Consider the following 25,742-nt stretch of genomic DNA (forward strand, 5'->3'; position numbering starts at 1 on the left):
TGCATAATCAATCTCACCTGACAGCACGGGAAGGGCGCACGTACGGCGACCGTTGCGACTGTCAGGGGTGGTCGAGCGGGTAGCGCTCATCGGGGGTCTTGAGTGACCGCCTTGGCGACAGATCTGGACGGGTTCCCTGAAACATCGGGACGAAAACCCAGGCGGCGAAGGTTCGAAGAGTGCGACAGGCATGGGCTGAAATCGCCCATGCGGTCCGGGGTGCGCCAACACCCTGCCCGTCGGGGGCCTAGCTACCGGAGCGGGTTAAAACCCCGCCAATCCCGGCGATGCTCCCGAATAACGGCTGCGCGGAGCGTTCGTCTTCGTCGAAACGGTACTTAAAACTCAATATTCCGGGCGAGGCCCGGACGCTCCGCAGCCCTTCCCATCCCTTCAGCGAGAGATCGCGTGAGGCGGAGGCCTCATGTCTTCTCCCTTCCCCCTTTGATGAGGGAACGGAGCAGACATCACCGCCGGCTTGCCGATCGCCGGCAAGGCTGGACCAACGCCGCAGGGAATCTCTTGCATGACCGAACGTCAGCGCCGCTCTACATCAAGCCAGCGACCGCGTTGAAAGGTCGGCAGGGAGGACGCCATGGGTCAGGGACCGCTTTCAGGACTGAAGATCGTCGAGTTCGCCGGCATCGGCCCGGGCCCGTTCTGCGGCATGTTGCTGTCCGATCTCGGGGCGGACGTCGTGCGCATCGATCGCAAGGGGCAGGGCCGGGGATCGCCGGCCGACGTCACGGCGCGAGGCCGCCGGTCGGTGGCGCTGGACCTGAAAAATCCCGCTTCCATTGAGACTTGCCTGAAACTCCTCGAAAGCGCCGACGGCCTGATCGAGGGCTTCCGTCCCGGGGTCATGGAGCGCCTGGGCCTGGGCCCCGATGTCGCCCTGGCCCGCAACCCCAGGCTCGTCTATGGCCGGATGACCGGCTGGGGCCAGTTTGGCCCCTATGCCAAGGCCGCCGGCCACGACATGAACTATATCGCCATCACCGGCGCCCTGGACGCCATCGGGACCCAGGACAAGCCGGTGCCGCCGCTGAACCTGGTCGGCGATTTCGGCGGTGGCGCGCTCTATCTGGCGTTTGGCCTGCTGGCGGGCGTCATCCACGCCCGAGCCAGCGGTCAGGGGCAGGTGATCGACTGCGCCATGAGCGACGGCGCGGCCTCGCTGATGGCGATGTTCTACGGCTTCAAGGCCGGCGGGATGTGGACCGAAGGCCGGCGCTCCAACCTGCTGGATGGCGGCGCGCACTTCTACGACACCTACCAGTGCAGCGACGGCGGCTGGATCTCGATCGGCTCCATCGAACCGCAGTTCTATCTGCTGCTGCTGGAGAAGACCGGGATCACCGATCCACAGTTCCAGCATCAGATGAGCCGTGAAGAGTGGCCGCAGCTGCGGGACAAGCTGGCGGCGGTGATCGCCACCAAGACCCGCGATGAATGGTGCGACCTGATGGACGGCACCGATGTCTGTTTTGCCCCGGTTCTGACCATGGACGAGGCGCCCAGGCATCCCCACAATCTGGCCCGCGAGACCTTCGTCGACATCGCGGGCGTCATGCAGCCCGCGCCGGCCCCCCGCTTCTCGGCGACCCCGGGCAAGATCCAGGGGCCGCCACCCAAGGTCGGCGGCGACAACGATACAGCCCTGGCCGACTGGGGCTTTTCGGCCGACGCGATCGCAGACCTGAAGGCGACCGGCGCGCTGTAGAACCTGACAGTAAGCTCTTGATCTCGTTCAGCGGCGGTTCAGCCAGCCGACGCTAACGTCTTTTCATACCGGCCGTTGCGCCATCCGTCCCTCGATGTGGCGGCCGGTTTCAGGGTCATCCTGCGGAGACGCGCTGCCTCCCCCCCGGAGGCGGCGCGTCTTTGACCGCGAAGGCCCGGGGTTGCGCCCGGCGACCCACGCGGGCAGGTTCCCGCCGATGCAAAGCCCCAATCCCATTCGCTGGCGCGACCTGGATCTTGATCCGATCCACTGGGTCCGAGAGATCCTGCGCGTTCTGGGCCTGGCCCTGTCCCGGATCTGGGGGCGCGACGTGATGCTGTATGTCGGCGGGGTGTCGTTCTTCGCCCTGCTGGCCGTGTTTCCGGGCCTGGCGATTCTGATCGGCCTCTACAGCCTGCTGCTCAACCCGGACCAGGCCGCCGCCCAGGCGGAAAATCTCGCCAGGCTGATGCCCGTCGGCGCGCGCGACATGTTTGAAAGCGAACTGGCGCGACTGGCCCATGCGCCCGAACAGGCCGTTTCGGCGCAAAGCGCCGTCGTCCTGATCATCGGCGCCTATGCCGCCCATCGCGGCTTCAAGGCGCTGCTGGCGGGGCTGTCCTTCATCCACGACGAAGAGGATCAGCGGGGCTTTGTCGGCTTCAACCTGATGGCGCTGTTCGTTCTGATCGCGGCCTTTGGTCTGCTGTTCGTGATGTCGGGGATCTTCCTGACGCTGCGCCTGCTGTCCAGCGCGCTGGACCTGCACCCGCTGGCCGGCGTCCCGTGGATCCAGAGCGAATGGACCTGGGCCAGCCTGGGCCTGGTGGTCGGCATGACCCTGATCTACCGCTACGCCATGTCCCGCACGCCGATCGGTTGGCGCGCCGCGATCGCCGGCGGCGTCGCCGCGGCGATCCTGTGCCTGTTTATGTCTTCCGCATCAGCCTTTTACGTCGACAAAATCGCGCGGCTTGGCGCCACCTATGGCTCGATCTCGGCCGTGATCGTTTTCCTGATCTGGCTGTCCTGGAGCGTCAACGCCGTCTTCCTCGGCGGGGCCCTGGCCACCGAGGTCGAGATCGCCCTCGATGAACGCCCGCGCGCCCTGGTCGAAGGCCCGCGCGGCGTCGCCCTCAAATACCCTTCGACACCAGAAAGCTGATCGCGCCGTCTTCAGCCTCAGTGATCGATATCAGTGTCGCCCCCGCACTGGCGGCGAAATGCGGCACGTCAATCCGCGCCAGGGGATCGTCGGCGATCAATCGCACCTGACCGCCGGCCGGCGCCGTTTCCAGAGCCCGCCGCAAACGTAGCGTCGGCACCGGGCACCGATGGCCGCGGGCGTCGACCAGCACGGGCTCAGACATCGTCAAAAACCCGCTCGGCTTCAGCGGCGGCCAGGATCAGATGCTGTCCAGGCTCCAGATCAGCCGGCAGGGTCAGGCCGCCGATGCGCTCGCGATGCAGCGCGAGAACGTGATTGCCGGCGGCGGCGAACATCCGGCGCACCTGATGATAGCGGCCCTCAGTGATGGTCAGGCGGGCCTGATGCGGGTCAATCACGGCCAACTGGGCCGGCAGCAGCGGCTTTTCCTCGCCTTCCAGCATCAACTCGCCGGACGCGAACAGCGCCTCTTCGCCGCCCTGAAGCGGCCGATCCAGCGTGGCCAGATAGGTCTTGGGCACATGGCGCTTGGGCGAGATCACCCGGTGCAGATAGTCGCCGTCGTCGGTGATCAGGATCAGGCCCGAAGTATCCTTGTCGAGGCGCCCCACGGTCGACAGCCCCGGATCGCGAATCCGCCACCGGCGAGGCAGCAGGTCATAGATCCGATCCCCGTCCTCCTTGTGCGAGCAGACGACGCCGAGCGGCTTGTGCATCAGCAGCACCAGCGGCGCGGGCGGATCCACCGGCGCGCCCCGGATCGTCATGCGGCCTGGAAGATCGGCCGTGACGGCGACCTTGGCGCCGATATCCTTGAGAACCTTGCCGTCCAGCAAGACCTTGCCGCCGGCGATCAGCGCCTGAACGTCCTTGCGACTGCCGTAGCCCAGATTGGCCAGCAGCCGATCAAGCCGCGCCATCAGGGCCTTGGTCACTTGCGGGCCTCGTAGACCTTGTAGCCATTGGTCTCGCCGGCCAGCCGCACCTTGGCGAAATGCTCCGCCAGGATCGCCTCATAGGGCAGGTGGCGATTGGCGACGATCCACAGGTCTCCGCCCTTGCGCAGCGACGCCGCCGCAGTGCGGATGAAGCTCTGGCCCAGCGAACGGTCTTCACCGCCGGTCTCATGGAAGGGCGGGTTGGTGACGACGAAATCCAGAGCGCCAAGTGTTGGGGCGATCTGCCGCACATCACCCCACACGAAGTCGGCGCGGGGGTCGTCGATATTGCGACAGGCCGCATCAATCGCGCGGCGATCCAGATCGATCAGGGTGAGTTTTGTCACCGTTGGGGCGTTCAGGACACTGCGCGACAGCCAGCCGATCCCGCATCCAAAGTCAGCCACGGCGCCGGTGAGGACGGGCAGGGTCTTCAGCAGCAAGGCGGTGCCCGGATCCAGGCGGTCCCAGCTGAAGATGCCGGGTTGGGTCCAAAGCTCGTCGGTCGCTCGTCTGGGCGCGCCGGCCTCGATGGCGTCCTGAAGTCCAACCGGCGCCTCCGGCCGCAGCGCGACGCAGATGCGGTTATGCTTCTTCGAGCTTTCGCCGACCACGCAGCCGAAGGCCTCCAGCTCCTTGCGCAGGCGAAGACCGCCGCGATCCTTGGGCCCAAACACCGTCAGCCGGCCTTCGACGGCCAAGGCGCGAAGCGCATGAGCCAGCACGAACCGACGTTCGACCACCCCGGCCGGCGCGCGAATGGCGAAGGCGTCCAGCGACTGGTCGCCAAGCGCGGCGAGGTCTGCGGCGCCGTCGACCAGCGGCGAAACCTGAATCGCGTCGGCCGCGACCGGAGCCAGATCGTGGTCGGCCGGGCCGTAAAACGCCGTGCGAGGTGTGGACATTGGAATCCTGAACTGTCCGCCGCGCCGGATCAGCAGGTCCAGCGCGGCGGAGAAGGGGGTGGCGGACAGAGTGGGATTCGAACCCACGGTAGGCTTTCACCTACGGCGGTTTTCAAGACCGCTGCCTTAAACCACTCGGCCATCTGTCCGGAGCGGCGGCTATATCAGCGCTCTTGCGCCTTAACCAGACGGCAAAACAACCTGATGCAGGATGAATGTTCTGAAGGCGCATCGGCGTCGCAAAGATGTCAGCATGGTTGGGCAGCAACAGTTTTGGCGCGGTTTGCGCGGTTTGGGCCTGATGGCGCTCGTCGCCGTCAGCCTTGCAGCCTGCGCGACTCCCAAGCCTCGCCTGGACATTGGTCGAACGATCGCCTCGTCACCGCGTGGACCGATGACCTCACCGTCAGGAAAGCCGCTGAGGGGGACCGAAAAGCCCTATCAGATCAAGGGGATCTGGTACTATCCCCATGAAGATCCTGACTATGACGTCAAGGGGATCGGCTCCTGGTACGGCGAGCAATTCCACAATCGCCGCACGGCCAACGGCGAAATGTTCGACATGAACATCCCCTCGGCGGCGCACAAGACACTGCCGCTACCCTCCCTCGTTGAGGTGACCAATCTCGACAATGGCCGCAAGATGCTGCTCCGCGTCAATGATCGCGGGCCCTTTGTGGGCGATCGCGTCATCGATCTTTCGCGCGCCGCCGCCGAGCAATTGGGCTATCGCCGCCAGGGCGTGGCCCGGGTTCGGGTTCGTTATGTCGGTCCCGCGTCGAAGACGGTGTTCGATTCGCGACAATATGCTCGGGCGGCCACAGCACCGCCACCGCCTCAGTCGGTCGAGCCGAAGAAAGCCGCCGAGCCGGTTTGGCCCGCCGAGCCGCCACCCGTCCGCACGGTGCTTGTCCCCGCCCGCGATACGACCTTCAAGGTCCAGGCCGGCGCTTTTTCAAGTCGCGAAAACGCCGAACGCGCCGCCGCGCAGCTCAAGACCGCAGGGAGCGCCACGATTGAACCCATCGTTCGGGCCGCCAGCACCCTCTATCGCGTCGTTGTCGCAGCGGGTGAAGACGAGGGGGAAGCCTGGGCGCTGCGCGAACGGGTCGTGGCCCTGGGCTATTCCGGCGCAACCGTTCTCCGTCGCTGACGGACAGACGCGAGGCCTCTGGACAAGCGACGCGATCCGGCCGAATTGAGGCTCGTGACACGCGGTACATTCATCAGTTTCGAAGGCGGGGAGGGGGCTGGAAAGTCGACCCAGATCCGCAAGCTCGCCGATCGTCTGATCTCGACCGGCTTCGACGTCGTGCTGACCCGCGAGCCGGGCGGCAGCCCGGGCGCTGAGGCGATCCGCGACCTTCTGGTCCATGGTGACGCCGATCGCTGGTCGCCGGTGACTGAGACGCTCTTGATGTATGCCGCCCGCCGCGACCATCTGGAGCGCGTAATCCGCCCGGCGCTGGATCGCGGCGCCATCGTCCTGTGTGACCGTTTCGCCGATTCCACCCGGGCCTATCAGGGCGCAGGCGGCGACGCCCCGGCCTCGCTGATCGCCGCGCTCGAAGATCACGTTCTGGCCGGATCCATTCCAAACCTGACCCTGATCTTTGATATTCCGGCCGCTGTCGGGCTGGAACGCGCGGCGAACCGCGGTGGGGCCGCCCGCTTCGAATCCAAGGGATTGGACTTCCACGAACGTTTGCGCGCCGGATTTCTGGCCATCGCCCAGCGCGAACCCGAACGCTGCATCGTAGTCGACGCCGCCGATACGCCCGCTTCGGTGTTTGAGGCCGTCTGGGACGTCGTTTCCAGCCGGCTCGAACTCTAGATGAGCGCGCCGCCCCATCCCCGCGACGTCTATGATCTGGAGGGGCTAGGCGCAGCCGAAGCCTCTTTCCTGGATGCACTCGCTCGAGGCCGTCTGCATCACGCCTGGCTGCTGACGGGACCTGAAGGCGTGGGGAAGGCGACCCTGGCCTATCGCATGGCGCGGCGCCTGTTGGGCGCGCGGCCGGATCCATCTCACGGCCTGCTCGGCGCGGCCCCGTCCGATTTTGTCAGCCGGCAAGTGGCCGCCCGCTCGCACCCTGATCTGATGGTCCTCGAACGGGCTACCGACGATGGCAAGGCGCGCAAGGCCATTCCTGTCGACGAGGCCCGGCGCCTGCCTGAATTCTTCGCCAACTCCCCGGCGGTCTCGCCCTATCGCGTCGCCATCATCGACGCCGCCGACGATCTGAACGTCAATGCCGCGAACGCCGTGCTCAAGACCCTCGAAGAGCCGCCTTCGCGCGGCGTGATCCTGCTCGTCAGCCACGCCCCAGGCAAGCTGCTGCCGACCATCCGCTCGCGGTGCCGTCGACTGGTCGTGCCGGCGCCGGGGGTGAAGGCGGCGACCAGCATGGTCGAGCGCACGGCCGGTCTGGATCATCGCGACTCCGAGCGCCTGGCCGTCATGGCCCACGGCGCGCCGGGAAGGGCGCTGCAATTGGCCGCGTCTGGCGCTCTGGCTATTGATGACGCCGCGAGCGAGATCCTGAAGGGGCTGCCGAACATTGATGAGGCCGCCCTGCTGGCCATGGCCGACACCTTCCGTGGCGGTGAGGGGGCAGCCCGCTTTGAGTTGCTGTTCGAACGACTGGCCGATCAGGTTCACGCCATGACCACCCGCCTGGCCAGCACAGGGTCTTCGCCAGCGCTCGACCGCTGGGCGGCGGTCTGGGGACGCCTGTCGCGCTGGCCCGGCGAGGCCGAGGCAATCAATCTGGATCGCGCCGACGTATTCTGGAGTGCGATCTCGGACTTGCGCGCGGCGGCCAAGACGGCGATGTGAGCGCCATGCTCATCGACAGTCACGTCAATCTCCACGCCCATCAGTACGATGAAGACCGCGACGCGGTGATCGCCCGCGCCCGCGAGGCCGGCATCGGCCTGATGGTCACCATCTGCGACAAGGTTTCCTCGTTCGAGGCCGTCCATGCCATCGCCATGGCCGAGCCGGACGTGTGGTGTACGGTCGGGACCCATCCGCATGAGGCCAAGGAAAACCCGGACCTGTCCGTCGAGACCCTGGTCGCTTTGGCGGCCCGTCCACGGGTGATCGGCATCGGCGAATGCGGCCTCGATTTCCACTACGACCTGTCGCCGCGTGAGATTCAGGCCAAGGTGTTTCGCGTCCACGCCGCAGCCGCGCGTCAGACGGGTTTGCCGCTGGTGGTTCACACGCGCGAAGCCGATGACATCATGGCGCAGATCCTCGAAGAGGAGCACGCTCGCGGCGCGTTCAAGATCCTTATGCACTGCTACACCAGCGGTCCTGAACTGGCCGCGCGTATGGCGGCGCTGGGAGCCTGGTTCTCCGTGTCCGGCATCGCCACCTTCAAGGCCGCCGAAGAGGTGAGGGCAATCATTCGCAATATGCCGCAAGACCGGATTATCGTCGAAACCGACTGCCCCTACCTGGCGCCCGTACCCATGCGCGGACGCCGGAACGAACCAGCCTACCTGCCCCATATCGTCGACAAGCTGGGCGAAATCCGGGGTTGGACGCGCGCCGACACCGAAGCGCGAACTGAAAACGCCTTCTTTGCCCTGTTCGACCGGATTCCCCGTCCATGACCGGCCCGCTGGAGTTCACGATCCTCGGCTCGGGCTCCTCGGGCGGCGTGCCGCGCGCTGACGGCGACTGGGGTGATTGCGATCCGGCTGATCCACGCAATCTGCGAACACGTTGTTCTTTGCTCGTGCGACGCAAAGGGGAGGGCGGCCCCTCGTCCGAGACGACAGTCGTCGTCGACACCTCTCCGGATTTTCGGCTCCAGGCCGTCGCGGCTGGCGTAAGGCGCGTCGATGCGGCTCTGTTCACCCATGACCATGCCGATCAGACCCACGGCATCGATGATCTGCGGCCGTTTTTCCTGAACCAGCGTCGCAAAATCCCAGCCCATATGGACGAAGCAACCCGCGACAGCCTGATGTTGCGTTTCGGCTATGTGTTCGAGTCCCGCGGAGGCTATCCGGCCATTTGTGAGCCTGAGCCTTTGCCCGCGCATGGAAAGCCCTGGGCCGTGGACGGACCGAGCGGCGAAATCCCGGTCGTGGGTTTCGATCTCGACCATGGCAATATCCGATCCGTCGGGTTCCGCTTTGGCGATGTCGCCTATACGCCCGATGTCGTGGCGATTCCGAATGACAGTTGGGCCGCGCTCGCCAATCTGGACGTCTGGATTGTCGACGCGCTGCGCTGGACGCCGCACCCGACCCATGCTCACGTCGAACGCGCCCTGGAATGGATAAGCCGCGTCAAGCCCCGTCGTGCGATCTTGACCAACCTTCATATCGATCTTGATTTCAGCGCCTTAACGGAAAAACTTCCGGACGGCGTGGAGCCAGCATACGACGGATTGCGGTTCACCTTGGATGCAGACAAGAGCGCCTAACGCAGGCTTTTTGATATAGAATTTTGCTGATAATATACCTTAGACGATATGCGAGTCAAGCATGCCGTCAGTGCTCGGCGGTCCGTGAAACCCGGCCCGACCGACCACGACACCGCAATCAGCATCAACGATGGCGCGTGTATCTGCGACCTACCAAACCCTTGCTTTCCCAGCCTCTTCACGAGGAGCGAAGCTCACCATGCGCTGTGCGAAGTGAAAAGCCTCGGCTGACACTGGCGCACCGAGAACGGGATCCCCGCAGACGATCTTCCGTGCAAGGGCGAGCAGCGCCTCCTCAAGCACCAGGGCTCGATCCATAAAGTGGCCGGCTAGCATCCGGACAAACACGAGATGGTAGCCCGGCATCTGCAACTCGACCGGATAGATGTTGCCCTTGCCAGGTTCGCGGCGAACTTCACGCTCGAACGCCGGCGCGACCTGGCGCTCACGGGCGACGACATCTAGCGGCTTGTAGATGCCGTCGGACAGGATAGTGGCGACGACGACGTCTCGCTCATATCCCCACGCCTCGCCACGTCGATGCCGACCGTCTCGGCCATGCGCGCGCCATGCAGAAACCCGGCGTACGCAGCGTAGACATAGGACGCCCTCACCGCCGACCGCCATGTACGGAACTCTTGGCAAGCAAGCGGTGGTCTAACGGCTGCGAACTACCGCGTCGCCCAGGCGCGGCCGATCTCCGCGAGTGGCACGCAGCCGTGATAGGCGCCGGGCACAGGATCGTACTGGAGCGCCACGGTCGCGCCGGGCTCCGAGGTGAAGTAGCCCACGGTCACCATGTCCTCCAGAACGGGGAAGAAATGGTTCTTTTGGCTCGACGCCTGGGTGCGGAGCGTGATGGCCTCTTGCTCGTAGGTCGTCAGGAGTTCGACCTGCTGCTGGGACGTCAGAGCGGTGAAGACAGAGCCATGAGCAGCGCGGGCGTCGGCGTCCATGCGGGTCAGTCCGCCAATCAGCTGCTCGACCTGCGCCTTGTCGTAGTAGTTGGCCAGAGCCCGGTCGATGAACTGCGGCACGCCGGCCGCCCGCGCTCCGGGCGTATCGGTCGCGGGGATGATCAGCTCAGCGACCACATCCAACAAATGGGCCTGGTCCAGTGTGAGGGCCGTCGGAGTCCAGGTCAGGGCGGACGCCGAGGCCGACCCCGCCCAACTCGTGGCCGCGGCCCCGACCGTCAGGGCCAGGCCGCCACGGATCGCGTCGCGTCGGTTCAGCATCAAAGCTCTCCCCGCTTGCGCGCCTGGACCGCGTGGTCGACGGCCCGGGCGGTCAGCGCCATATAGGTCAGGGACGGGTTCACGCACGACGCCGAGGTCATGGCCGCGCCGTCGGTGACATAGACGTTCTTGCACTCGTGGACCTGGTTGTGGGCGTTCAGCACCGAGGTCTTTGGATCTCGACCCATGCGGGCGGTGCCCATCTCGTGGATGCCCAGCCCCGGCGCATAGCCGCCGTCGCGGCCCTGGACGTTCTTGAAGCCCGCCGCCTCCAGCATCTCGGCCGCCGCCGTCTGCATGTCGCGGCGCATGACGATCTCGTTCTCGCGCATGGTGACATTCATCGACAGGGTCGGCAGGCCGTACAGGTCCTTGACCTCGTGGTTCAGGGTCAGGCGGTTGTCCTCATAGGGCAGGATCTCGCCGAACCCGCCCAGGCCGATGGTCCACGGCCCAGCCTGGCTGAGCGCCGCCTTGCGCGCCGCCCCGAAGCCGGGGCTTTGGGCGCCATGCTTGCCCAAGTCGCGGTCCCAGCCCTGGCGGGACGCGCCGCCCTGATAGCCGAAGCCCCGCAGATAATCGTTCCGCTTGGTGGCCGCGTCGCCCAGATTGCGGAAGCGGGGGACGTAGATCCCGTTCGGTCGACGGCCGGAATAATACATGTCGGCGAACTCGGGAGCCTCGCCCGACGCGCCGACGCCCAGATGGTGGTCCATCACGTTGCGACCCAGTTGGTCGCTGCCGTTGCCAAAGCCGTTGGGGAACCGCGAACTGGTCGAGTTCATCATGATCCAGGCCGAATTGAAGGCCGAGGCGCACAGGAACACGACGTCGGCGTAGAACTCTTCTTCCTGCCGCATCGTCGCGTCCAGGATGCGCACGCCCGTCGCCTTGCCCGCTCTCTCGTCATAGATCAGCGAGGTGACGATCGAGTCGGGCCGGATCACCAGATTGCCGGTGCGCTCGGCCGCCACCAGCCCGCCAGAGTTTGAGCTGTAATAGGCCCCGAACGGGCAGCCGCGAATGCACAGATTACGAAACTGGCACTTGGTCCGACCAAGGCTCATCTGCTCCTTCGTCGGATCGGTCAGGTGCGCCGTGCGACCCATGGTGATCCGCCGCTCGGGAAACCGCGCCTCAGACTTGGCCTTGAAAGCCTTCTCGACGCAGTTCATCTCCATCGGCGGCTGGTAGTGGCCGTCAGGAAGATGGGGCAGGCCCTCGGCCTGGCCCGAGACGCCGATGAAGCGTTCGACGTGCTCGTACCAGGGCGCGAGCTCCTCGTAGCGGATCGGCCAGTCGACGCCGATTCCCTCGCGGGCGTTGGCCTCGAAGTCGAGGGGGCTGTGGCGATAGCTCTGGCGGCCCCAGGTGAGCGACCGTCCGCCCACGTGATAGCCCCGGATCCAGTCGAAGCGATTTTCCTCGACATAGGGGTTCTCGTCGTCGCGGACGAAGAAGTGCTGGGTGTTCTCCGTCATCGTGTAGCCGGTGCGGCGCTGAACCGGATATTTGGCGGCCAGTTCGGCCTGCGGCAGCTGCCCCTGCGGGTGCTTGGTCTCCCAGGGCGCCGTCATCGCGGTGGGATAGTCCTCCTGGTGGCGGACCATCGGGCCGCGCTCCAGCACCAGGGTCTTGAGACCCTTCTGGGTCAGCTCCTTGGCCGCTATGCCGCCTGTGATGCCGCTGCCCACGACGATGGCGTCATAGGTGTTTTCTCGGCGCGCGCGACCGCTGAGGTTGGCCATGAGTGCTCCCTAATCCGCTCACTCGATGACGCGCCGGGGCTAGTCCAGAGCCCAGCGCGCCGACCTCGGCGAACCCCTATCATTGGTCTGGAAGCTTCCATGAAATGGGTTACATTGCAAGAAAGCTCGACAATTCGATCAAAATCGCCGGGCGCCATGGAGGAAGACCAAGCCATGACCGAACTGTGTCTGCCTGTACGACTCCGCCACGCCCGGGCGATGCGCCATGCCGCGATGGCGGCCTTGATCGGCTGCTTGTCGCTGGGCCTCGTGACCCAGGCCCGCGCCGAGGAATTAAAGGCCGGGCCGTGGCGTCCGTTGTTCGATGCGCGCACCCTGGAAGGCTGGACGCCGAAGGTCGCCCAGCATCCGGCCGGAGAGAACTATCGCCAGACCTTCGTGGTCGATCACGGCGCGATCCGCGTGTCCTATGCCGGTTACGACAAGCTGGACGGACAGTTCGGGCACCTGTTCCACAAGACCCCCTTCAAGGCCTATCGCCTGCGCCTATCCTACCGCTTCCTGACCGAGGGCGGCCTGGCCGACACGCCCAGCTGGGCGCGCAGCAACAGTGGGATCATGTTCCATAGCCAGAGCCCCGAGAGTATGACGGTGGAGCAATCCTTCCCGGTCTCGGTGGAGTTCCAGCTGCTGGGCAAGGATGGAGACGCGCCTCGCCCCACCGGCGCGGTCTGCACGCCCGGCATCACCATTACCTTCGACGGCGTGAAGGCCAAGGAGCACTGCACGCCTTCGGCCAATGCGCCCACGATCCTCAACGGGACCTGGACCAAGGTGGAACTGGAGGTTTGGCCAAACGGCGAGGTCTTCCAGAAGATCGACGGCGTGGTCGTTCACCACTATGCCGGCCTGACCCTGGATCCCGACGATACGGTCGCGGGCGGGGCCAAGCCCTACATCCTCGCGCGCGGAGCCCAGCCGGTGACCGAAGGCTACATCGCCCTGCAGAGCGAGGGTCATCCGATCGAGTTCAAGGATATCGAGATCCAGGAGCTGAAGGCGCGCTGAGCGCCGACGGCAAGGCTCAAGCCTACTTCTTGAGTGAGCTCAGGTAATGGATGACGGCCGCGCGCTGCTGGGCGTCCGGCGCGCCGAGCAGCATCTTGGTCCCAGGCACGGTCTTGGCCGGCGCCTTGACATAGGCGTCCAGCGTCTCGGCGTTCCAGGTGATGCCCGAGGCTTTCAGGGCGTTGCTATAGGCGAACCCGCTCACGGTTCCCGCCTTGCGGCCGACGACGCCGGCCAGGGGCGGCCCCATCTTGCCGGGCGCTGGCTTCAGCGAATGGCAAACCGAGCAGCGTTGATCGAACACGTCCTCGCCCGACGGCGGCGCGGCGACGGCGCTGGTCGCCATGGCCGAAAGGACAGCGACGAGGATAAGCGGGAACTTCATCAGGACATCTTCCTCGAAGGTTTGTTCTAGAGCCCCAGTAGGCGCCGGTTGCGGCCAGCGTCTGGCGCGGCGCCGGCGAAGTCGTCGAACGCTCGATCGGTCACCTGGATGATGTGGTCGCGGATGAACGGCGCGCCTTCGCGGGCGCCCTGCTCGGGATGCTTCAGCGCGCACTCCCATTCCAGCACCGCCCAGCCGGGAAAGTCGTACTGCGCCAGCTTGGAGAAGATCGCCTTGAAGTCCACCTGGCCGTCGCCCAGCGAGCGGAAGCGCCCCGGCCGTTCGGCCCAGCCCTGATAGCCGCCATAGACGCCCGACTGGGCTGATGGCCGGAACTCGGCGTCCTTGACGTGGAAAGCTTTGATCCGCTCGTGATAGCGGTCGATGTAGCCCAGGTAGTCCAGCTGCTGCAGCACGAAGTGGCTGGGATCATAGAGGATATTGGCGCGCGAATGGCCGCCGACCTCATCCAGGAACCGCTCGAACGTCGCGCCGTCGTGCAGGTCCTCGCCCGGATGGATCTCGTAGCAGATGTCCACGCCCTCGTTCTCGAAGACGTCGAGGATCGGCTTCCAGCGACGGCCGAGTTCAGCAAAGGCTTCCTCGACCAGGCCAGCCGGCCGCTGCGGCCATGGATAGAAGTAAGGCCAGGCCAAAGCGCCGGAAAAGGTGGCGTGGGCGTTCAGGCCCAGGCGCCGACTGGCGACAGCGGCGGCCTTGACCTGCCCGACCGCCCAAACCTGGCGCTCGACCGGCTTGCCGCGCAGCTCGGGCGGGGCGAAGCCGTCGAACAGCTCGTCATAGGCGGGATGCACGGCGACCAGCTGCCCCTGCAGGTGGGTCGACAGCTCGGTGATCTGCAGGCCGTGGCCGGCCAGCATCCCGGCGATGTCGTCGCAATAGGTCTGGCTCTCGGCGGCCAGGGCCAGGTCGAAGAACGAGTCGGCCCCGCCGGTCGGCATCTGGACGCCGACATAGCCGAGATCGGCCACCCACGCGGCCATTGTCTCCAGCTTGTCGAACGGCGGCTCGCTGCCGATGAACTGGGCCAGGAAGATGGCCGGTCCCTTGAGCGTCTTCATCGCCCGTCTCCTTCAAGAGCCACCCAGCCCGCATCGTTTCGGCTGGCGGTCACGGCGCGCTCGACAAAGGCCATGCCGCGCACGCCCTCCGCGATATCCGGTACAAGCCCCCGGCCCTGCCCTTCGATCGCGTCGGCGAAGTCGCGATAGATGTTGGCGAAGGCCTCGATGAAACCCTCAGGATGACCCGTGGGGATCCGCGTCACCGCCCGGGCGGCCGCGCCCAGATAGGCCGAGCCGGCGTGCAGCACCTGGCTGGGCGCGTCCAGCCAGTCCAGGGTCAGTTCGGTGTGGCGCTCGTGGCTCCAGGTCAGGCCGCCCGTCTCACCATAGACGCTGATCGTCAGGCCGTTGCGCGCGCCCGCCGAGATCTGCGAGGCGATCAGCACGCCGCGCGCGCCGCCCTCGAACCGCAGCAGCACGTTGCAGTCGTCGTCCAGGTTTCGCCCAGGAACCACGGTGGCCACATCCGCGCACAGGCGCTCAACGCGGCGCCCCGTGATGAACTCGGCGATGTTGAAGGCATGGACGCCGATGTCGCCAATGCAGCCGCCGACACCGGACTGGGCCGGATCGGATCGCCAGTCCGCCTGCTTGTTGCCCTCCCGCTCCAGCGGTCGCGACAGCCAGCCTTGCGAATATTCCACGACGACCTTGCGCACCGCGCCCAGGTCCCCGCGCGCCACGATCTCGCGCGCCTCGCGAACCATCGGATAGCCGGTATAGGTATAGGTCAGGGCATAGAGCTTGCCGGATGCGGCGACGATGTCGGCCAGCTCCCGCGACTGGGCAAGATCGAGGGTCGCGGGCTTGTCACTGATCACGTGCAGCCCGCCGCGCAGGGCGGCGGCTGACACGTCGAGGTGCAGATGGTTGGGCGTGACCACGGCGACCAGATCGGCTCCATCGGGGCGGCCCCGCTCGGCCGCGATCATCGCGTGATGGTCGGGATAGACACGGTCGCGCGCCACGCCCCAGCCATCGGCCGCTGTGGCGTTCTTGACCGGATCACGACTGAACACGCCGGCCACCAGACGCATGCGACCGTCCAGTTCGGCGGCCATGCGATGCACCGGTCCGATGAACGAGCCAGGACCGCCCCCCACCATGGCCAGACGCAAAGGCGCGCGAGCGCTCATCAGGCCCTCACTTTCGCCAGATACTCAAAGCTGATCCTGGCCGAGTCCAGGCGGGCTTGGGCGAATGGCGGCTCCTGCTCGTAATAAAAGCCCCGGATTCCGGCGGCATAGGCGGCCGGCAACAGCGCCTTCCAGTCGATCATGCCGCCGCCGACCTCGGTTGGATCCTGGCGCAGCTCGAAATTGGTCTTGGTGGTGGGCTTGATGTCCTTGACGTGCATCTGGGTGAACCGGCCGGGGTGCGCTTTCATCAGAGCGATGGGGTCATGTCCCGCCGCCGTCACCCAGCCCGCGTCCAGCTCGAAGGTGACGAGATTGGGATCGGTCCCTTGCAGCAGGATATCCATGCCCGTGGTTTCGCCGAGCGGCGCGAACTCGAAATTGTGGTTGTGATAGCCGGTGACGATGCCAGCCTTCTTGAGGACAGCGGCCTTCTCATTCAGGAAGTCGGCGTTCCACTTCCAGTCGTCGGCGGTCATCTGGACGCCGGCCTGACGCAGGTCGGCGCCGCCCATGCGGTCGGGAATGTAGTGGATCGGCATGATCGCCGACTTCACGCCGATCACGTGCAGCTCGTCGGCCAGCTTGGCGAGGTCGCCGCTAAAGCCGTTGGCCCCCTTGGGCGAGATATGGGCGCTGGGGCAAACCAGACCCGCCTTATCGAACGCGGCCCGCAGTTCGGCCGGTGTGCGGCCCAGATAGCCGGCCAGTTCCACCGACTTGAAACCGATCCCAGCCAGGGTGGCCAGTTGCGCGTCCAGCGCCTTCGCCAGATCCGGACCCAGGGTATAGAGCTGGATGCCGACCGGCAGATCATGGCGTTGGAAGAACGGCTTGTCCGCCGCCCTTGCGACACCGCCACAGGCCATGCCCAGGGCCGCCGCGCCGGCGCCCAGCAGGCCCCGTCGCGACAGGTCGGCGCCGCCGGCGGTATGTCCGAAAACAGTTGAGCGCACGAGGCTTTCCTTTTTCTGAATAGACAGGGTCATGGCTGGGCCGGCGTGGCGGTCGCGACCGGTCCGTCGTCGGCGACCTCCGGGATCGGCGCGCGGGTCGGCGGCCTGAAGAACAGGGCGAGCAGACACACCGCCGCCAGCGCCATGCCGGTGGGGACCAGGAACAGACCGGTATAGTCCACCGTTACAACGCCATCGGCGCCGGTCTGGGTGAGGCGGCTGACCAGCGACGGGAACAGGAAGCTGGCGACCACATTGCCGACGCCAAGGATCAGCAGGTTGAACAGGCCCTGGGCGCTGGATCGGACATCCTTGGGGAAGACCGCGTCGACGAATATGTAAACCGTGGCGAAGAAGAAGGCGTAGCAGATCCCGTGCAGCAGCTGCACGGCCACGATCACCGGGATGCTGTCGGCGAAGAATGCAAACACCGCGAAGCGCGCGGCGTGACCTAGCACCCCGACGATCATGGTGATTTTCCAGCCCAGCCGCGCCAGCACCCGGCCCAGCAGGAACATGGTCAGGATTTCGGCCACTTGGCCCAGGCTCAACACCACCATGCTGAGGTTGCCGGCTATGCCCACCCGGTTGGTCAGGAAGGCGTCGGCCATCACGAAGTAGCCGTTATGGATGACGGAATCGATGAAGGTGACGATGAACAGCACCAGCACGAACGGCGTGGCCAAAAGCTTGAAGGCGCGCCTCCAGGCCAGCTTGTCAATGCCGGGCGCGTCCTTGCGGGCCGGCGTATGCGGCAACGTGAGGGAATAGGCTGCGAAGACGAACGAGACGAGCGCCGCGACCAGGAAGATCCATCGCATCTGCTCGACCTCGGCGTTGACGCCCAGCAGAAACACGAAGGGCCAGCTGACCAGCACCCAGCCGACCGTGCCGCCCATGCGCACCGCCCCGAAGTCCGCCGCCGGGTTGCGCAGGTTGGCGAAGGCTATGGAGTTGGTCACCGACAAGGTCGGCACATAGACCAGGCTGAAGATCAGATAGCAGGCGAAGAACGGCCAGAAGCTGGTCGCGAACGCCGTCCCCACCAGGGCCAGGCCGCCGATCAGGTGGCTGACAGCCAGAAAGCGCTCGGCCGCGAAATTACGGTCCGCGAACTGGTTGGAAAAGAAGATGCCGACCAGGGCGGCCACGCCCCAGGAACTGCCGACCAGGGACTGTTGCCACGGCGCGAAGCCCAGCATGCCCATATAGGGAAATATCTTCGGGGCCCACGCGCCCCAGATGGCCAGCTGAAGCACCATCATCAAAAAGAGCCGGAAGCTCGTCGTCATGGTCCTGGCCCTCCCCGACCAAGCATAGGCGGCTCATTTTGACCCGTTTGGGCCACGTCCGCTCTCATGTAATCGAAATCATCGATAGTCAGGCCCGTCAAGGCGGGAACCGCAGGGCGCCCTGATCGCTGCGCCTTGCCAAGCCATCGGCTTGTCGCCAGTGTCCGCCGATGGCCACCATTAAAGATGTCGCGCGCGACGCGGGTGTCTCGACCGCGACGGTTTCCCGCGTGTTCAGCGCGCCCGAACTGGTGCTGGAGGCGACGCGCGGCAAGGTCATGGAGGCGGTCAACCGCCTGGGCTACGAGCCCAACTTCGCGGCCAAGAGCCTGCGCACTCTGCGCACCGAAAAGATCCTGGTCACCGTGCCGGACATCTCCAACCCCTTCTTCTCCCAGGTGATCCGGGGCGTCGAGGAAGCCGCGATGGCGGCAGGCTATTCGGTTCTGCTGGGCGACACCCGTCACGAAGAGGCGCGCGAGGAACAGTATGCGACAATGTTCCGCCGCAAGGAGGCCGACGGTCTGATCTTCCTGGGCCACCGCCTTCCTGACGTTCTGGCCGACATAGTCGCGGCCAAGGGCCCTCGCACGCCGATCGTCAATGGTTGCGAGTTCCGGCCTGGCCTGGCGGTCTCCAGCGCCCATATCGACAACGAGCGCGCCGCCGCCGAGGTCATGGAGCATCTCTATGGCCTGGGGCACACGCGGGTCGGGATCGTCACCGGCCCTCTGGCCAGCCCGATCAGCACCGACCGCCTGACCGGCGCGCTGGCCGCCGCCCAGCTTCGGGGTCGCGCCAGCGCCTTGCGCATGGCCGTGGGCGACTTCTCGATCGAGTCCGGCGTGCGCCAGACGGGCGAGCTTCTCGACGAGCCCGGACGGCCGACGGCGATCTTCTGCTTCAGCGACGAGATGGCGATGGGCGCGCTGGAAGCCATCCGCCAGCGTGGTCTGCTGTGCCCGCAGGACATCTCGCTGGTCGGCTTCGACGACATCCGCTTCGCCGAGTACCTGAGCCCCAAACTGACCACGATCAGCCAGCCGATGGAGCAGATCGGCCACGAAGTCGTCCGCCTGCTGCTGGACATACTGGCCGACCGGGCCAGCGCGCTGCAGAACGTCACCCTGCCACACCGCCTTGTGGTGCGGGGAAGCACCGCTCCGCACCCAGGCTAGGGCCGACGGGGCAGCTCGCGGACCCAGATGTTGCGGAAGCTGATCGGCACGCTGGGGTCGCCATGCGCCTGTAATTTTATGGGTGTCGCGCCATGGACGACCCGGTAGGTGGGCTTGCCGATATAGACCGTCTCCCCAGCCAGCACCGCGTTGTCCTGAACCAGAACTCCATTGTGCAGCAGGGTCACCGTGGCCGGCGAGGCGAGCGCGCCCTCGGCGCCAAACCCGGGCGCATGCCAAATGATGTCGTAGCTCTGCCACTCGCCCGGCCTGCGACTGGCGTTCGCGAGCGGCGGATGCTGCTTGTAGACGCTCGCGGCCTGACCGTTCACGTAGGTCGCGTTCTCGTACGAGTCGACGATCTGCACTTCGTAGCCTTCGTCGCGCGGCCCGGTGGAAGCCAGGAAGACGCCACTGTTGCCTCGCCCCTGTCCGGTCCCGGTGATGTCGGCCGGGATGCGCCATTCCAGGTGCAGCTGATAGTCCTGGAATGCACGCCGGGTCTCGATATTGCCTCGCGCCTTGTTCACCGTCATGACGCCGTCTTCGACGGTCCAGCCGGCCGGCGACTTGTCCCTGGTCGAGACCCACTGGTCCAGATCGTCGCCATCGAACAGCACGATGGCGTCAGCTGGGGCCTGGCCGGCGGTCGCGGCGGGCTCGACCCGGGCCGGAGCCGGTGTCCAGACCTCGGTGTCCTCGGGCTTGGTCTGGGCAGGGGCCCCGGCCATCAGGCCGATAGCGGCGGCGACAACTACGCTTCGCGTCGTCATGTTGTTTCGCGCTCCCTCCAGAACATCTTCTTCCTATCGCCTCCCGGCCGACTGGCCTAGCCGCTGTTCGGGTCAACCGGACTACGACTACCTCAACGGTTGCGGTGACAACGCTGTCAGATAGAGTGGTCGGGTGCCGTGGAGAGGGCAAGAGAAGCGCATGTACAAAATCCTGACCTTTATCGCGGCTTTGGCCGCCGCAGCGTCAGCGGTGGCCGCCCCGCGTCCGACCCTGGTGCTGACCGAAATTCCCAAGCCCACCGGTCCCGCGACCGTGCTGTTCAACGGCCAGGACCTGAAGGACTGGGACGCCTGGCTTGGCTATGCCGACCCGGCCCTCACCTACAAGCGCCCGCCCGTCGCCCCGATCGGCGCGACGGCCCAAAGCGGCGACATCTTCAAGGTGGTGGTCGAGGATGGCCGCCCCGCCCTCTACGTCAACGGCCAGACCTGGGGCAGCCTGGTCCACAAAGGCGACTTCCAGAACTACCACCTGCGCCTGCAGTACAAGTGGGGCAAGGGCCGTTGGGCGCCCCGCGAAACGCAGGCGCCCAACAATGGCCTGCTCTACCATTCGCACGGCGCGCCAGGCGTGGTCTGGGGGACCTGGAGCCAGTCGGCGGAGTTCGAGATCATGCTCGGCTCGACGGGCATGGTCGTCCCCGTCGGCGAGGCGATCAGCGCCGTCACCACGGTCGTGGACGATCCCACCCTGATCGATCCCAAGCTGCGGTTCGCGCCAGGCGGCCGCGCCAAGATGGTCAAGGGAGGCACGGCCGACTGGAATATCGAGGCTTATAGCGACGCCGAAAAGCCGGCCGGCCAGTGGAACACCCTTGACCTCTACGTGCTGGGCGACCGCGCGATGCACGTGGTCAACGGCGTGCCGGTGATGGAGGTTCGTGAGCTCAAGGCCGACGGCCAGCCCCTGACTCACGGCGCGATCCAGCTGCAATCGGAAGGCGCCGAAGCCTTCTTTCGCGACATCGTACTGGAGCCAATCGCGGCGATGCCGAATATGATGGCGAAGTAGGTGTCCAAAAGTCTGACAGAGACACACGTAGGTCCCCCTGCCGCCCCGGCCAGGCCCAGCGTCAAGGTTGCAAGAGCGGGTGAGGTCAATCCAACGCGCGAGTCCGCTGCGCGCCAGATTTCCCCGTTCTAGACGGCGGTCTCGCGCCCAACCTCACCACTGCCAGGAAGCAGATGGAGTGGATGGCTCCCGCTCCCGACCTCAAAGGGCCAAAGTGTTTGCTGTCATAACAACCTGAGCATTGGGAGCCACCCGAGATGGAGATTACCACCGTTGGCCTCGACCTGGCCAAGAACGTCTTTCAGGTGCATGGGATCAGCAGTACGGGCGAGGTCGTCGTTCGTCGCGCGCTCAGAAGGGCGCAGGTGCTCCCGTTCTTCAGCAAGCTTGCGCCTTGCCTGGTGGGCATGGAGGCCTGCGGAACCAGCCATCATTGGGCGCGTGAGCTGAGCGGCTTAGGCCACGAGGTCCGGAGGCCTGGTCGACTACCGCATAGACGGTCACGCGGTCCTGGCGGGCGGCGCGCCGAATTTCTATCGCGCCCTCACCGACAACGATATCGGCACCCGGATCGACCGCACGCACGGGGTCTGGAAGACCGCTTCGGCCAAACGCGTGGTCGAGACCCTGACGGTCGAGCGCACCGACGAGGGCGTCGCCGTTCGTGTCGGTCTGAGCGTGGGAGATGGCGTGGCGCGATTTGAAACCGCTTATGTCATGCGGAGCGACGGCAGCGTCGCCGTCGACGCCCAGTTCACGCCGATCGCCATGGACCTGCCCGACCCGCTGCGCATGGGCCTGGCCTATGCCCTGCCCGCCGGCTTCAAGGCGCTTGAGTGGTATGGCAAGGGTCCCCACGAGAGCTATGCCGACCGCCAGGCCGGCGCCGCGCTCGGCCGCTGGACCGGCGCGATCGCCGACCAGAACCACGACTACATGCGACCCCAGGAGACGGGCAACAAGGTCGGCGTGCGTTGGCTGCGGGTCAGCGGCGCGACGACGCCGTCACTGACGGTCACGGGCCAGACGCCGCTGTCGGCGAACGTCCTGGCGTTTCCCTACGAGGATCTGTCCCGACAGCCGCCCGGAACACGCAAGAGCAGCGATATCCGACCGCACGACCAGGTCACCCTGCTGATCGACGCGGTGCAGAGCGGATTGGGCGGCACCGACAGCTGGAGCCCGCTTGGCCGGCCGCTGGAGGTCTACCGGATCCCCGTCGCGCCGCACCGGTACGGCTTCGTCCTGTCGGTCGGGCCCGAGGCCTTGCCGGCCAGGGGCGCGCAACCGGCCGCCGCCACCAGCACGCCCCTGGCGTTCTGAACGCCCCGCGGCGTTGGCCGGCGCGTCAGCGCTGGTGCAACGCCGCCTCGCCCCAGGTCACGGGAAGCGTGGCGGGATCGTCCGTGGGGGCCCGCGCCACCAGCTCGATGATCTTGACGCCCGACACGTCCACGGCGATCTGCTGGCCCGCGGCGCCCCATTTCAGCGGGCGACTGACGGCCAGCACCTTGCCATCCCCGTAGACCGTAAACGTCGTGGCATGGCGGCTGTCGCGCGCGGAGTCGTTGACCCCGACGGTAGCCGTGAAGCGTCCGTAACCCTGGTTGCGCACTTCCAGCCGTGAATTGGCCAGGACGCCCACGCCGGCCTCGAACCTTTTGCCGCTGATGCGCAGGGCCTCACCATAGGGCGCGCTGTCTGGCAGGGCCCCGCCCCAGCCGGCGTAGATGGGGCGCTCACCGCTCCCGCGCGTGCCCTGCCATCCGAAGGCCGAGCGGTGGATGGTCGGATCCGGAGCGGGATGGACGACGCCGTCGACCGCCGGATTGACGTTACCGGGCTGCTCGGAAAGATACAGCCCGTCAGCCAGCAAGCGCGGGCCTCGGGCCTTGAACACCAGCGTCTGGTGGGGCTCAAGGCGCAACTTCACCACCTCGCGGAAGCTTTGGGCGCGCCCGGTCCACAGATCCACGAGCGTGATGTCGGCGTCGTTGCGGAACTTCATCTGGGCGGCCGTCAGATCAACATCCAGCGCCGCCGCGCTGCGATTGAAGACAGCGACGGCCTTGTCGCCGGTGCTCAAGGTCTTGACGAAGGTCTGAACCTCCTCGCTGTCGAAGGCGACGACGGCCTGATGCCCGGCGGGATCCTGATTGACCGCGATAACCTCCGCATTGCCCAGGATCTTGAGCAGGGGTTCGGGCGCGGTCCGCAGATCCATGCCGATCAACAGCGGCGCATTGATCATGGCCCACATCGTCAGGTGGGACCGCGCCTCGGTCAGGTGGTCGGCGTCGAAGTCACCCTTGCCGATAAACAGCATGTCCGGGTCGTTCCACGCGCCGGGATGCGCATAGAAGGCGCGCTTGGCGGCGCTGTCGAAGTTGGTCAGCAGTCGCCCCCACGTGGGGTTGATGTCGTCGCTGGTGCGCGAGAGGCCGCCGAAGTCCTTTCCCCACGCGCGAACATTGCCGGCGCCCCAGATGCACAGCGACAGCAGAAAGTCGCCGTCGGGATTGTTGCGGACCAGGGCCACATTGATCTGCCGAAACAGTGACTGCACCGCCGGGATGTCCGACCGGGCCACCGAGTCCATGTCGAGAATGGGTTTCAGTTCGCGGTACTTGCCCGAGCGCACCTTGTCCGCCTCGGCGGAGAACGCCCGCAGGCCGCACCCGTCGACCTTGATGAAGTCAAAGCCCCAGTCGGTGAAATAAAGGGCGATGTCCTGGTTGATATGTCCGTACAGCCCAACCTCGCGCTCCTCGACGGAGCCTTTTGGCAGGTCGGTCTCGTCGGGCGAATAGGCCTGCGAGCAGGTGTTGCGGCCGAGATCCGAATAGATGCCGGCCTTCAGGCCCATGGCGTGCAGTCGGTCCGTGAAGGGCCGGAAAGACGGCAAGCCGCCTTCGCGCCGCGTCGACGGGAAGCGCTCGGAGCGGATGACCATTTGGCCGTCGCTGACGCGCCGCCGCAGCCACCAGCCGTCGTCGATATTGACGTAGCGATAGCCCTTCTGGGCCAGTCCGGCGTCCACGAGCACCTTTGCCGATCCGAGGATCTTGTCCTCATCGATATCGGTGGCGAAGGCGTTCCAGCTGCTCCAGCCCATGGGCGGGGTTTGCGCTTGGCCGGCGGTGTTGGCGCTCCAGCGCGCCGTCGGCGCCAGCGGGTCGCCCTGGGCCTGGGCTGAAGAGACGGCAAGCACCGCCAGCGCCGCGCCGATCAAGATCTTCATGTCCGCCATCCCACCCTTGGTTCAATCTTGATCGGCCGCCACCTCGTCATGGCCACATCGAGATAGACGCGATCGCCAACGACCAGAGGCGCGGGATCGGCTGTGAACCGTCACGAGGGCGATCCGACAGACATCACGCCCTTGCTCATCTCAAGCGCGATCTTCACCACACTCCATCGACGCGCCAAATTTACTCAGACAAAATAGCCCGTCAATCACGGATATTGGACTTCAGCACTCTACCGTGCATGGCGTCTTGGTGCTAGGCGCGTCCCTTCCTGATTTGGATCACTCACATTTCAGCGCTTCGCAACAGACGATGTTCGCGGCGGTATACTCAGACAAAAATTAGTTCGAGCATTAAGCGCCGTGATGACCGACAACTGCTGTGCGTGTCACTCCCTGCACTAATTTGTCGTAGGCGCGACCACGGAAATAGGAGCCCTTACGCCGGGCGACATCATCGGCGTTCGCGGCAACCCGTCAAAAAAAGATGCGCCCTGCCGCCCTCCCCTTGAAAAGATCATCGATCAACAGAAGGAGCCGTTCGATCCATCGCCGTTTGCGGATTGCTGCTAAGCACACTGTAGGAGCCAAGCGCGCCTAAGGCGCGTGCTTGTGCGCGCTGACGCATCGAAATGGCCACAACGGCGGCGCCGGCAGCCACCACCAGCGAGTCCTCAATCAAGCCGCTGCGGGTTTGACCGATCCGCGCCATCGCGCGCTTGCGGCCAGCCAATGTCAGATAGGCCAAAGGAACGGCGGTGGCGATCGCGATGGCTGCTCCCGCCTTTTCCCTGCCGCGCGGCGCCAGAGCGGCGCCCGCGATTCCGCCGCTCATCACGCGAGCCAGCAACCCCAGGAAGACCGTACGATCGGGCGCTGACTTCATCTTGTCGCCGACCAGCTCTCCCGCGCCCATGGCCAAAGCGCCGAACTCAAACAGGGGTTGATCCAGCAACACCAAGCGCCCCGGCGTGCTGCGACCGCCAAGGCGCGCCGCCGCGATTATAGCCATAGGAGTCATAGAGCGCGAGCTTGCAACGGCGCCGATCAGGGCCGACGGAAGGAGTCCTAAATTCTTCATTCCAGCTCAACACGCCGGCCGCGCTGAGGTTCAGTCGCACGCCAAAGCGCGACGGGTCAGGTCGGCTCATCAAGCGGCCTCCAAAAAGGACGGCGCTACCGCCGAACCCTGAGTCTGAAATTGTTTGGAACCTTTATCGCGCCCTGTCGTTTAGGGCTCCACGCGCCGAGGCGCCGGCCAGGGGGCAAGTGACTTTTGAGTATTTTTGGTCTGGCGGCGGCGCTGAAAACAGCTGCATGTTTGACGTCGCACCGAGCGACGCCCAAATCTGGCGCCTCAACCAGGAACCTGATCGTCCGCGCGCGTATCGCCGCCCAAAGGCTCGCCATTCGAGCCTTGAGGACTTCAGGATCACCCGCTAGCTCGTCCAAACCCTACCTCG

Annotated in this window: 25 protein-coding genes, 1 tRNA gene and 1 pseudogene; 12 read left to right on the forward strand and 15 right to left on the reverse strand. The window is 65.7% G+C overall.

What is annotated here, in order from left to right; all coding sequences use genetic code 11:
• Window positions 1–595 precede the first annotated feature (595 nt).
• Both ACW18B_RS13695 and ACW18B_RS13700 read left to right on the forward strand, forming a co-directional pair.
• On the forward strand, window positions 596–1,723 hold the full coding sequence (locus tag ACW18B_RS13695; RefSeq protein ID WP_492047583.1) for a CaiB/BaiF CoA transferase family protein: 1,128 nt from the start codon (window positions 596–598) through the stop codon (window positions 1,721–1,723).
• A gap of 217 nt (window positions 1,724–1,940) precedes the next feature.
• The gene (locus ACW18B_RS13700; protein ID WP_492047584.1) at window positions 1,941–2,888 is read left to right on the forward strand and encodes a YihY/virulence factor BrkB family protein; all 948 of its coding nucleotides are present in this window, start codon (window positions 1,941–1,943) and stop codon (window positions 2,886–2,888) included.
• Here ACW18B_RS13700 and ACW18B_RS13705 read toward each other — a convergent pair.
• From ACW18B_RS13705 to ACW18B_RS13720, 4 genes are all read right to left on the reverse strand, one after another.
• A complete protein-coding gene (locus ACW18B_RS13705) occupies window positions 2,860–3,093 on the reverse strand; it encodes a sulfurtransferase TusA family protein (RefSeq protein ID WP_492047585.1) in 234 nt (77 codons plus the stop codon). The genes ACW18B_RS13700 and ACW18B_RS13705 overlap by 29 nt on opposite strands.
• Window positions 3,086–3,826 (reverse strand): pseudouridine synthase, encoded by a 741-nt coding sequence (locus ACW18B_RS13710; protein WP_492047586.1) that lies wholly within the window; start codon window positions 3,824–3,826, stop codon window positions 3,086–3,088. The genes ACW18B_RS13705 and ACW18B_RS13710 overlap by 8 nt, the downstream gene beginning before the upstream one ends.
• Entirely contained in the window at window positions 3,823–4,734 is a 912-nt protein-coding gene (locus ACW18B_RS13715; RefSeq protein ID WP_492051723.1) for a class I SAM-dependent methyltransferase, read from the reverse strand. The genes ACW18B_RS13710 and ACW18B_RS13715 overlap by 4 nt, the downstream gene beginning before the upstream one ends.
• Before the next feature lie 59 nt (window positions 4,735–4,793).
• Window positions 4,794–4,883 (reverse strand) — tRNA-Ser (locus ACW18B_RS13720).
• Between the two features lie 152 nt (window positions 4,884–5,035).
• Here ACW18B_RS13720 and ACW18B_RS13725 point away from each other — a divergent pair.
• Genes ACW18B_RS13725 through ACW18B_RS13745 form a run of 5 tightly spaced genes read left to right on the forward strand, consistent with a single transcriptional unit; the run spans window position 5,036 to window position 9,179 of the window.
• Window positions 5,036–5,887: a septal ring lytic transglycosylase RlpA family protein gene (locus tag ACW18B_RS13725; protein WP_492047587.1), complete on the forward strand. Its 852-nt coding sequence runs from the start codon at window positions 5,036–5,038 to the stop codon at window positions 5,885–5,887.
• 54 nt (window positions 5,888–5,941) lie between these two features.
• On the forward strand, window positions 5,942–6,568 hold the full coding sequence (gene tmk / locus ACW18B_RS13730) for a dTMP kinase (protein ID WP_492047588.1): 627 nt from the start codon (window positions 5,942–5,944) through the stop codon (window positions 6,566–6,568).
• The gene (locus ACW18B_RS13735; RefSeq protein ID WP_492047589.1) at window positions 6,569–7,573 is read left to right on the forward strand and encodes a DNA polymerase III subunit delta'; all 1,005 of its coding nucleotides are present in this window, start codon (window positions 6,569–6,571) and stop codon (window positions 7,571–7,573) included. It begins immediately after the preceding gene.
• Window positions 7,570–8,358, forward strand: coding sequence for a TatD family hydrolase (locus ACW18B_RS13740; protein WP_492047590.1), 789 nt, complete (start codon window positions 7,570–7,572; stop codon window positions 8,356–8,358). Before ACW18B_RS13735 ends, ACW18B_RS13740 begins: the two co-directional genes overlap by 4 nt.
• Entirely contained in the window at window positions 8,355–9,179 is an 825-nt protein-coding gene (locus ACW18B_RS13745) for an MBL fold metallo-hydrolase (protein WP_492047591.1), read from the forward strand. The genes ACW18B_RS13740 and ACW18B_RS13745 overlap by 4 nt, the downstream gene beginning before the upstream one ends.
• Window positions 9,180–9,329: 150 nt before the next feature.
• On the opposite strand, the gene ACW18B_RS13750 is transcribed toward ACW18B_RS13745, so the two are convergent.
• The 3 genes from ACW18B_RS13750 to ACW18B_RS13760 are packed head-to-tail and all read right to left on the reverse strand — an operon-like array spanning window position 9,330 to window position 12,165.
• Window positions 9,330–9,806, reverse strand: a complete 477-nt coding sequence (locus ACW18B_RS13750; protein WP_492047592.1) for a hypothetical protein — start codon at window positions 9,804–9,806, stop codon at window positions 9,330–9,332.
• A 44-nt stretch (window positions 9,807–9,850) separates the two neighbouring features.
• A complete protein-coding gene (locus ACW18B_RS13755; protein ID WP_492047593.1) occupies window positions 9,851–10,417 on the reverse strand; it encodes a gluconate 2-dehydrogenase subunit 3 family protein in 567 nt (188 codons plus the stop codon).
• The gene (locus ACW18B_RS13760) at window positions 10,417–12,165 is read right to left on the reverse strand and encodes a GMC oxidoreductase (RefSeq protein ID WP_492047594.1); all 1,749 of its coding nucleotides are present in this window, start codon (window positions 12,163–12,165) and stop codon (window positions 10,417–10,419) included. Before ACW18B_RS13760 ends, ACW18B_RS13755 begins: the two co-directional genes overlap by 1 nt.
• A 174-nt stretch (window positions 12,166–12,339) precedes the next feature.
• Between ACW18B_RS13760 and ACW18B_RS13765 the strand changes: the two genes are divergently transcribed.
• A complete protein-coding gene (locus ACW18B_RS13765) occupies window positions 12,340–13,194 on the forward strand; it encodes a 3-keto-disaccharide hydrolase (RefSeq protein ID WP_492047595.1) in 855 nt (284 codons plus the stop codon).
• A gap of 22 nt (window positions 13,195–13,216) precedes the next feature.
• Here ACW18B_RS13765 and ACW18B_RS13770 read toward each other — a convergent pair whose 3' ends face one another.
• The 5 genes from ACW18B_RS13770 to ACW18B_RS13790 are packed head-to-tail and all read right to left on the reverse strand — an operon-like array spanning window position 13,217 to window position 18,048.
• Window positions 13,217–13,579 carry a c-type cytochrome gene (locus ACW18B_RS13770; protein WP_492047596.1) on the reverse strand — a complete coding sequence of 121 codons (363 nt, stop codon included), beginning with the start codon at window positions 13,577–13,579 and terminating at the stop codon, window positions 13,217–13,219.
• A gap of 26 nt (window positions 13,580–13,605) precedes the next feature.
• Complete coding sequence (locus ACW18B_RS13775; RefSeq protein WP_492047597.1) at window positions 13,606–14,661, reverse strand: sugar phosphate isomerase/epimerase family protein; 1,056 nt, start codon at window positions 14,659–14,661, stop codon at window positions 13,606–13,608.
• Window positions 14,658–15,800, reverse strand: coding sequence for a Gfo/Idh/MocA family protein (locus ACW18B_RS13780; RefSeq protein ID WP_492047598.1), 1,143 nt, complete (start codon window positions 15,798–15,800; stop codon window positions 14,658–14,660). Before ACW18B_RS13780 ends, ACW18B_RS13775 begins: the two co-directional genes overlap by 4 nt.
• Window positions 15,800–16,756 carry a sugar phosphate isomerase/epimerase family protein gene (locus ACW18B_RS13785; RefSeq protein WP_492047599.1) on the reverse strand — a complete coding sequence of 319 codons (957 nt, stop codon included), beginning with the start codon at window positions 16,754–16,756 and terminating at the stop codon, window positions 15,800–15,802. The genes ACW18B_RS13780 and ACW18B_RS13785 overlap by 1 nt, the downstream gene beginning before the upstream one ends.
• A gap of 29 nt (window positions 16,757–16,785) precedes the next feature.
• Entirely contained in the window at window positions 16,786–18,048 is a 1,263-nt protein-coding gene (locus tag ACW18B_RS13790) for an MFS transporter (RefSeq protein ID WP_492047600.1), read from the reverse strand.
• Window positions 18,049–18,218: 170 nt separating this feature from the next.
• Between ACW18B_RS13790 and ACW18B_RS13795 the strand changes: the two genes are divergently transcribed.
• Entirely contained in the window at window positions 18,219–19,226 is a 1,008-nt protein-coding gene (locus ACW18B_RS13795; protein ID WP_492047601.1) for a LacI family DNA-binding transcriptional regulator, read from the forward strand.
• Here ACW18B_RS13795 and ACW18B_RS13800 read toward each other — a convergent pair.
• Window positions 19,223–19,999: a 3-keto-disaccharide hydrolase gene (locus tag ACW18B_RS13800; protein WP_492047602.1), complete on the reverse strand. Its 777-nt coding sequence runs from the start codon at window positions 19,997–19,999 to the stop codon at window positions 19,223–19,225. The two genes, ACW18B_RS13795 and ACW18B_RS13800, sit on opposite strands and share 4 nt — an antisense overlap.
• A gap of 160 nt (window positions 20,000–20,159) precedes the next feature.
• Between ACW18B_RS13800 and ACW18B_RS13805 the strand changes: the two genes are divergently transcribed.
• The 3 genes and pseudogenes from ACW18B_RS13805 (at window position 20,160) to ACW18B_RS13815 (ending at window position 22,355) form a co-directional block, all read left to right on the forward strand.
• Window positions 20,160–21,032: a 3-keto-disaccharide hydrolase gene (locus tag ACW18B_RS13805; RefSeq protein ID WP_492047603.1), complete on the forward strand. Its 873-nt coding sequence runs from the start codon at window positions 20,160–20,162 to the stop codon at window positions 21,030–21,032.
• A gap of 257 nt (window positions 21,033–21,289) precedes the next feature.
• Window positions 21,290–21,505: pseudogene (locus ACW18B_RS13810) on the forward strand (IS110 family transposase); the annotation flags it as partial.
• A gap of 37 nt (window positions 21,506–21,542) precedes the next feature.
• Window positions 21,543–22,355: a beta-galactosidase small subunit-related protein gene (locus ACW18B_RS13815; RefSeq protein WP_492051725.1), complete on the forward strand. Its 813-nt coding sequence runs from the start codon at window positions 21,543–21,545 to the stop codon at window positions 22,353–22,355.
• 25 nt (window positions 22,356–22,380) lie between these two features.
• On the opposite strand, the gene ACW18B_RS13820 is transcribed toward ACW18B_RS13815, so the two are convergent.
• Both ACW18B_RS13820 and ACW18B_RS13825 read right to left on the reverse strand, forming a co-directional pair.
• Window positions 22,381–24,273 (reverse strand): NPCBM/NEW2 domain-containing protein, encoded by a 1,893-nt coding sequence (locus ACW18B_RS13820; protein WP_492047604.1) that lies wholly within the window; start codon window positions 24,271–24,273, stop codon window positions 22,381–22,383.
• A gap of 523 nt (window positions 24,274–24,796) precedes the next feature.
• Window positions 24,797–25,240 carry a hypothetical protein gene (locus tag ACW18B_RS13825; RefSeq protein ID WP_492047605.1) on the reverse strand — a complete coding sequence of 148 codons (444 nt, stop codon included), beginning with the start codon at window positions 25,238–25,240 and terminating at the stop codon, window positions 24,797–24,799.
• Window positions 25,241–25,742 lie beyond the last annotated feature (502 nt).

The organism is Caulobacter sp. FV2ps19 (assembly GCF_058681035.1).

What these genes read in the sequence shown, in the direction of transcription:
- ACW18B_RS13695 (WP_492047583.1), top strand. Translation starts at nt 596, where the DNA reads ATGGGTCAGGGACCGCTTTCAGGACTGAAGATCGTCGAGTTCGCCGGC.
- ACW18B_RS13700 (WP_492047584.1), top strand. Translation starts at nt 1,941, where the DNA reads ATGCAAAGCCCCAATCCCATTCGCTGGCGCGACCTGGATCTTGATCCG.
- ACW18B_RS13705 (WP_492047585.1), bottom strand. Translation starts at nt 3,093, where the DNA reads ATGTCTGAGCCCGTGCTGGTCGACGCCCGCGGCCATCGGTGCCCGGTG.
- ACW18B_RS13715 (WP_492051723.1), bottom strand. Translation starts at nt 4,734, where the DNA reads ATGTCCACACCTCGCACGGCGTTTTACGGCCCGGCCGACCACGATCTG.
- ACW18B_RS13725 (WP_492047587.1), top strand. Translation starts at nt 5,036, where the DNA reads ATGGCGCTCGTCGCCGTCAGCCTTGCAGCCTGCGCGACTCCCAAGCCT.
- ACW18B_RS13735 (WP_492047589.1), top strand. Translation starts at nt 6,569, where the DNA reads ATGAGCGCGCCGCCCCATCCCCGCGACGTCTATGATCTGGAGGGGCTA.
- ACW18B_RS13745 (WP_492047591.1), top strand. Translation starts at nt 8,355, where the DNA reads ATGACCGGCCCGCTGGAGTTCACGATCCTCGGCTCGGGCTCCTCGGGC.
- ACW18B_RS13750 (WP_492047592.1), bottom strand. Translation starts at nt 9,806, where the DNA reads ATGGCGGTCGGCGGTGAGGGCGTCCTATGTCTACGCTGCGTACGCCGG.
- ACW18B_RS13755 (WP_492047593.1), bottom strand. Translation starts at nt 10,417, where the DNA reads ATGCTGAACCGACGCGACGCGATCCGTGGCGGCCTGGCCCTGACGGTC.
- ACW18B_RS13760 (WP_492047594.1), bottom strand. Translation starts at nt 12,165, where the DNA reads ATGGCCAACCTCAGCGGTCGCGCGCGCCGAGAAAACACCTATGACGCC.
- ACW18B_RS13765 (WP_492047595.1), top strand. Translation starts at nt 12,340, where the DNA reads ATGACCGAACTGTGTCTGCCTGTACGACTCCGCCACGCCCGGGCGATG.
- ACW18B_RS13770 (WP_492047596.1), bottom strand. Translation starts at nt 13,579, where the DNA reads ATGAAGTTCCCGCTTATCCTCGTCGCTGTCCTTTCGGCCATGGCGACC.
- ACW18B_RS13775 (WP_492047597.1), bottom strand. Translation starts at nt 14,661, where the DNA reads ATGAAGACGCTCAAGGGACCGGCCATCTTCCTGGCCCAGTTCATCGGC.
- ACW18B_RS13780 (WP_492047598.1), bottom strand. Translation starts at nt 15,800, where the DNA reads ATGAGCGCTCGCGCGCCTTTGCGTCTGGCCATGGTGGGGGGCGGTCCT.
- ACW18B_RS13790 (WP_492047600.1), bottom strand. Translation starts at nt 18,048, where the DNA reads ATGACGACGAGCTTCCGGCTCTTTTTGATGATGGTGCTTCAGCTGGCC.
- ACW18B_RS13795 (WP_492047601.1), top strand. Translation starts at nt 18,219, where the DNA reads ATGGCCACCATTAAAGATGTCGCGCGCGACGCGGGTGTCTCGACCGCG.
- ACW18B_RS13800 (WP_492047602.1), bottom strand. Translation starts at nt 19,999, where the DNA reads ATGACGACGCGAAGCGTAGTTGTCGCCGCCGCTATCGGCCTGATGGCC.
- ACW18B_RS13805 (WP_492047603.1), top strand. Translation starts at nt 20,160, where the DNA reads ATGTACAAAATCCTGACCTTTATCGCGGCTTTGGCCGCCGCAGCGTCA.
- ACW18B_RS13820 (WP_492047604.1), bottom strand. Translation starts at nt 24,273, where the DNA reads ATGAAGATCTTGATCGGCGCGGCGCTGGCGGTGCTTGCCGTCTCTTCA.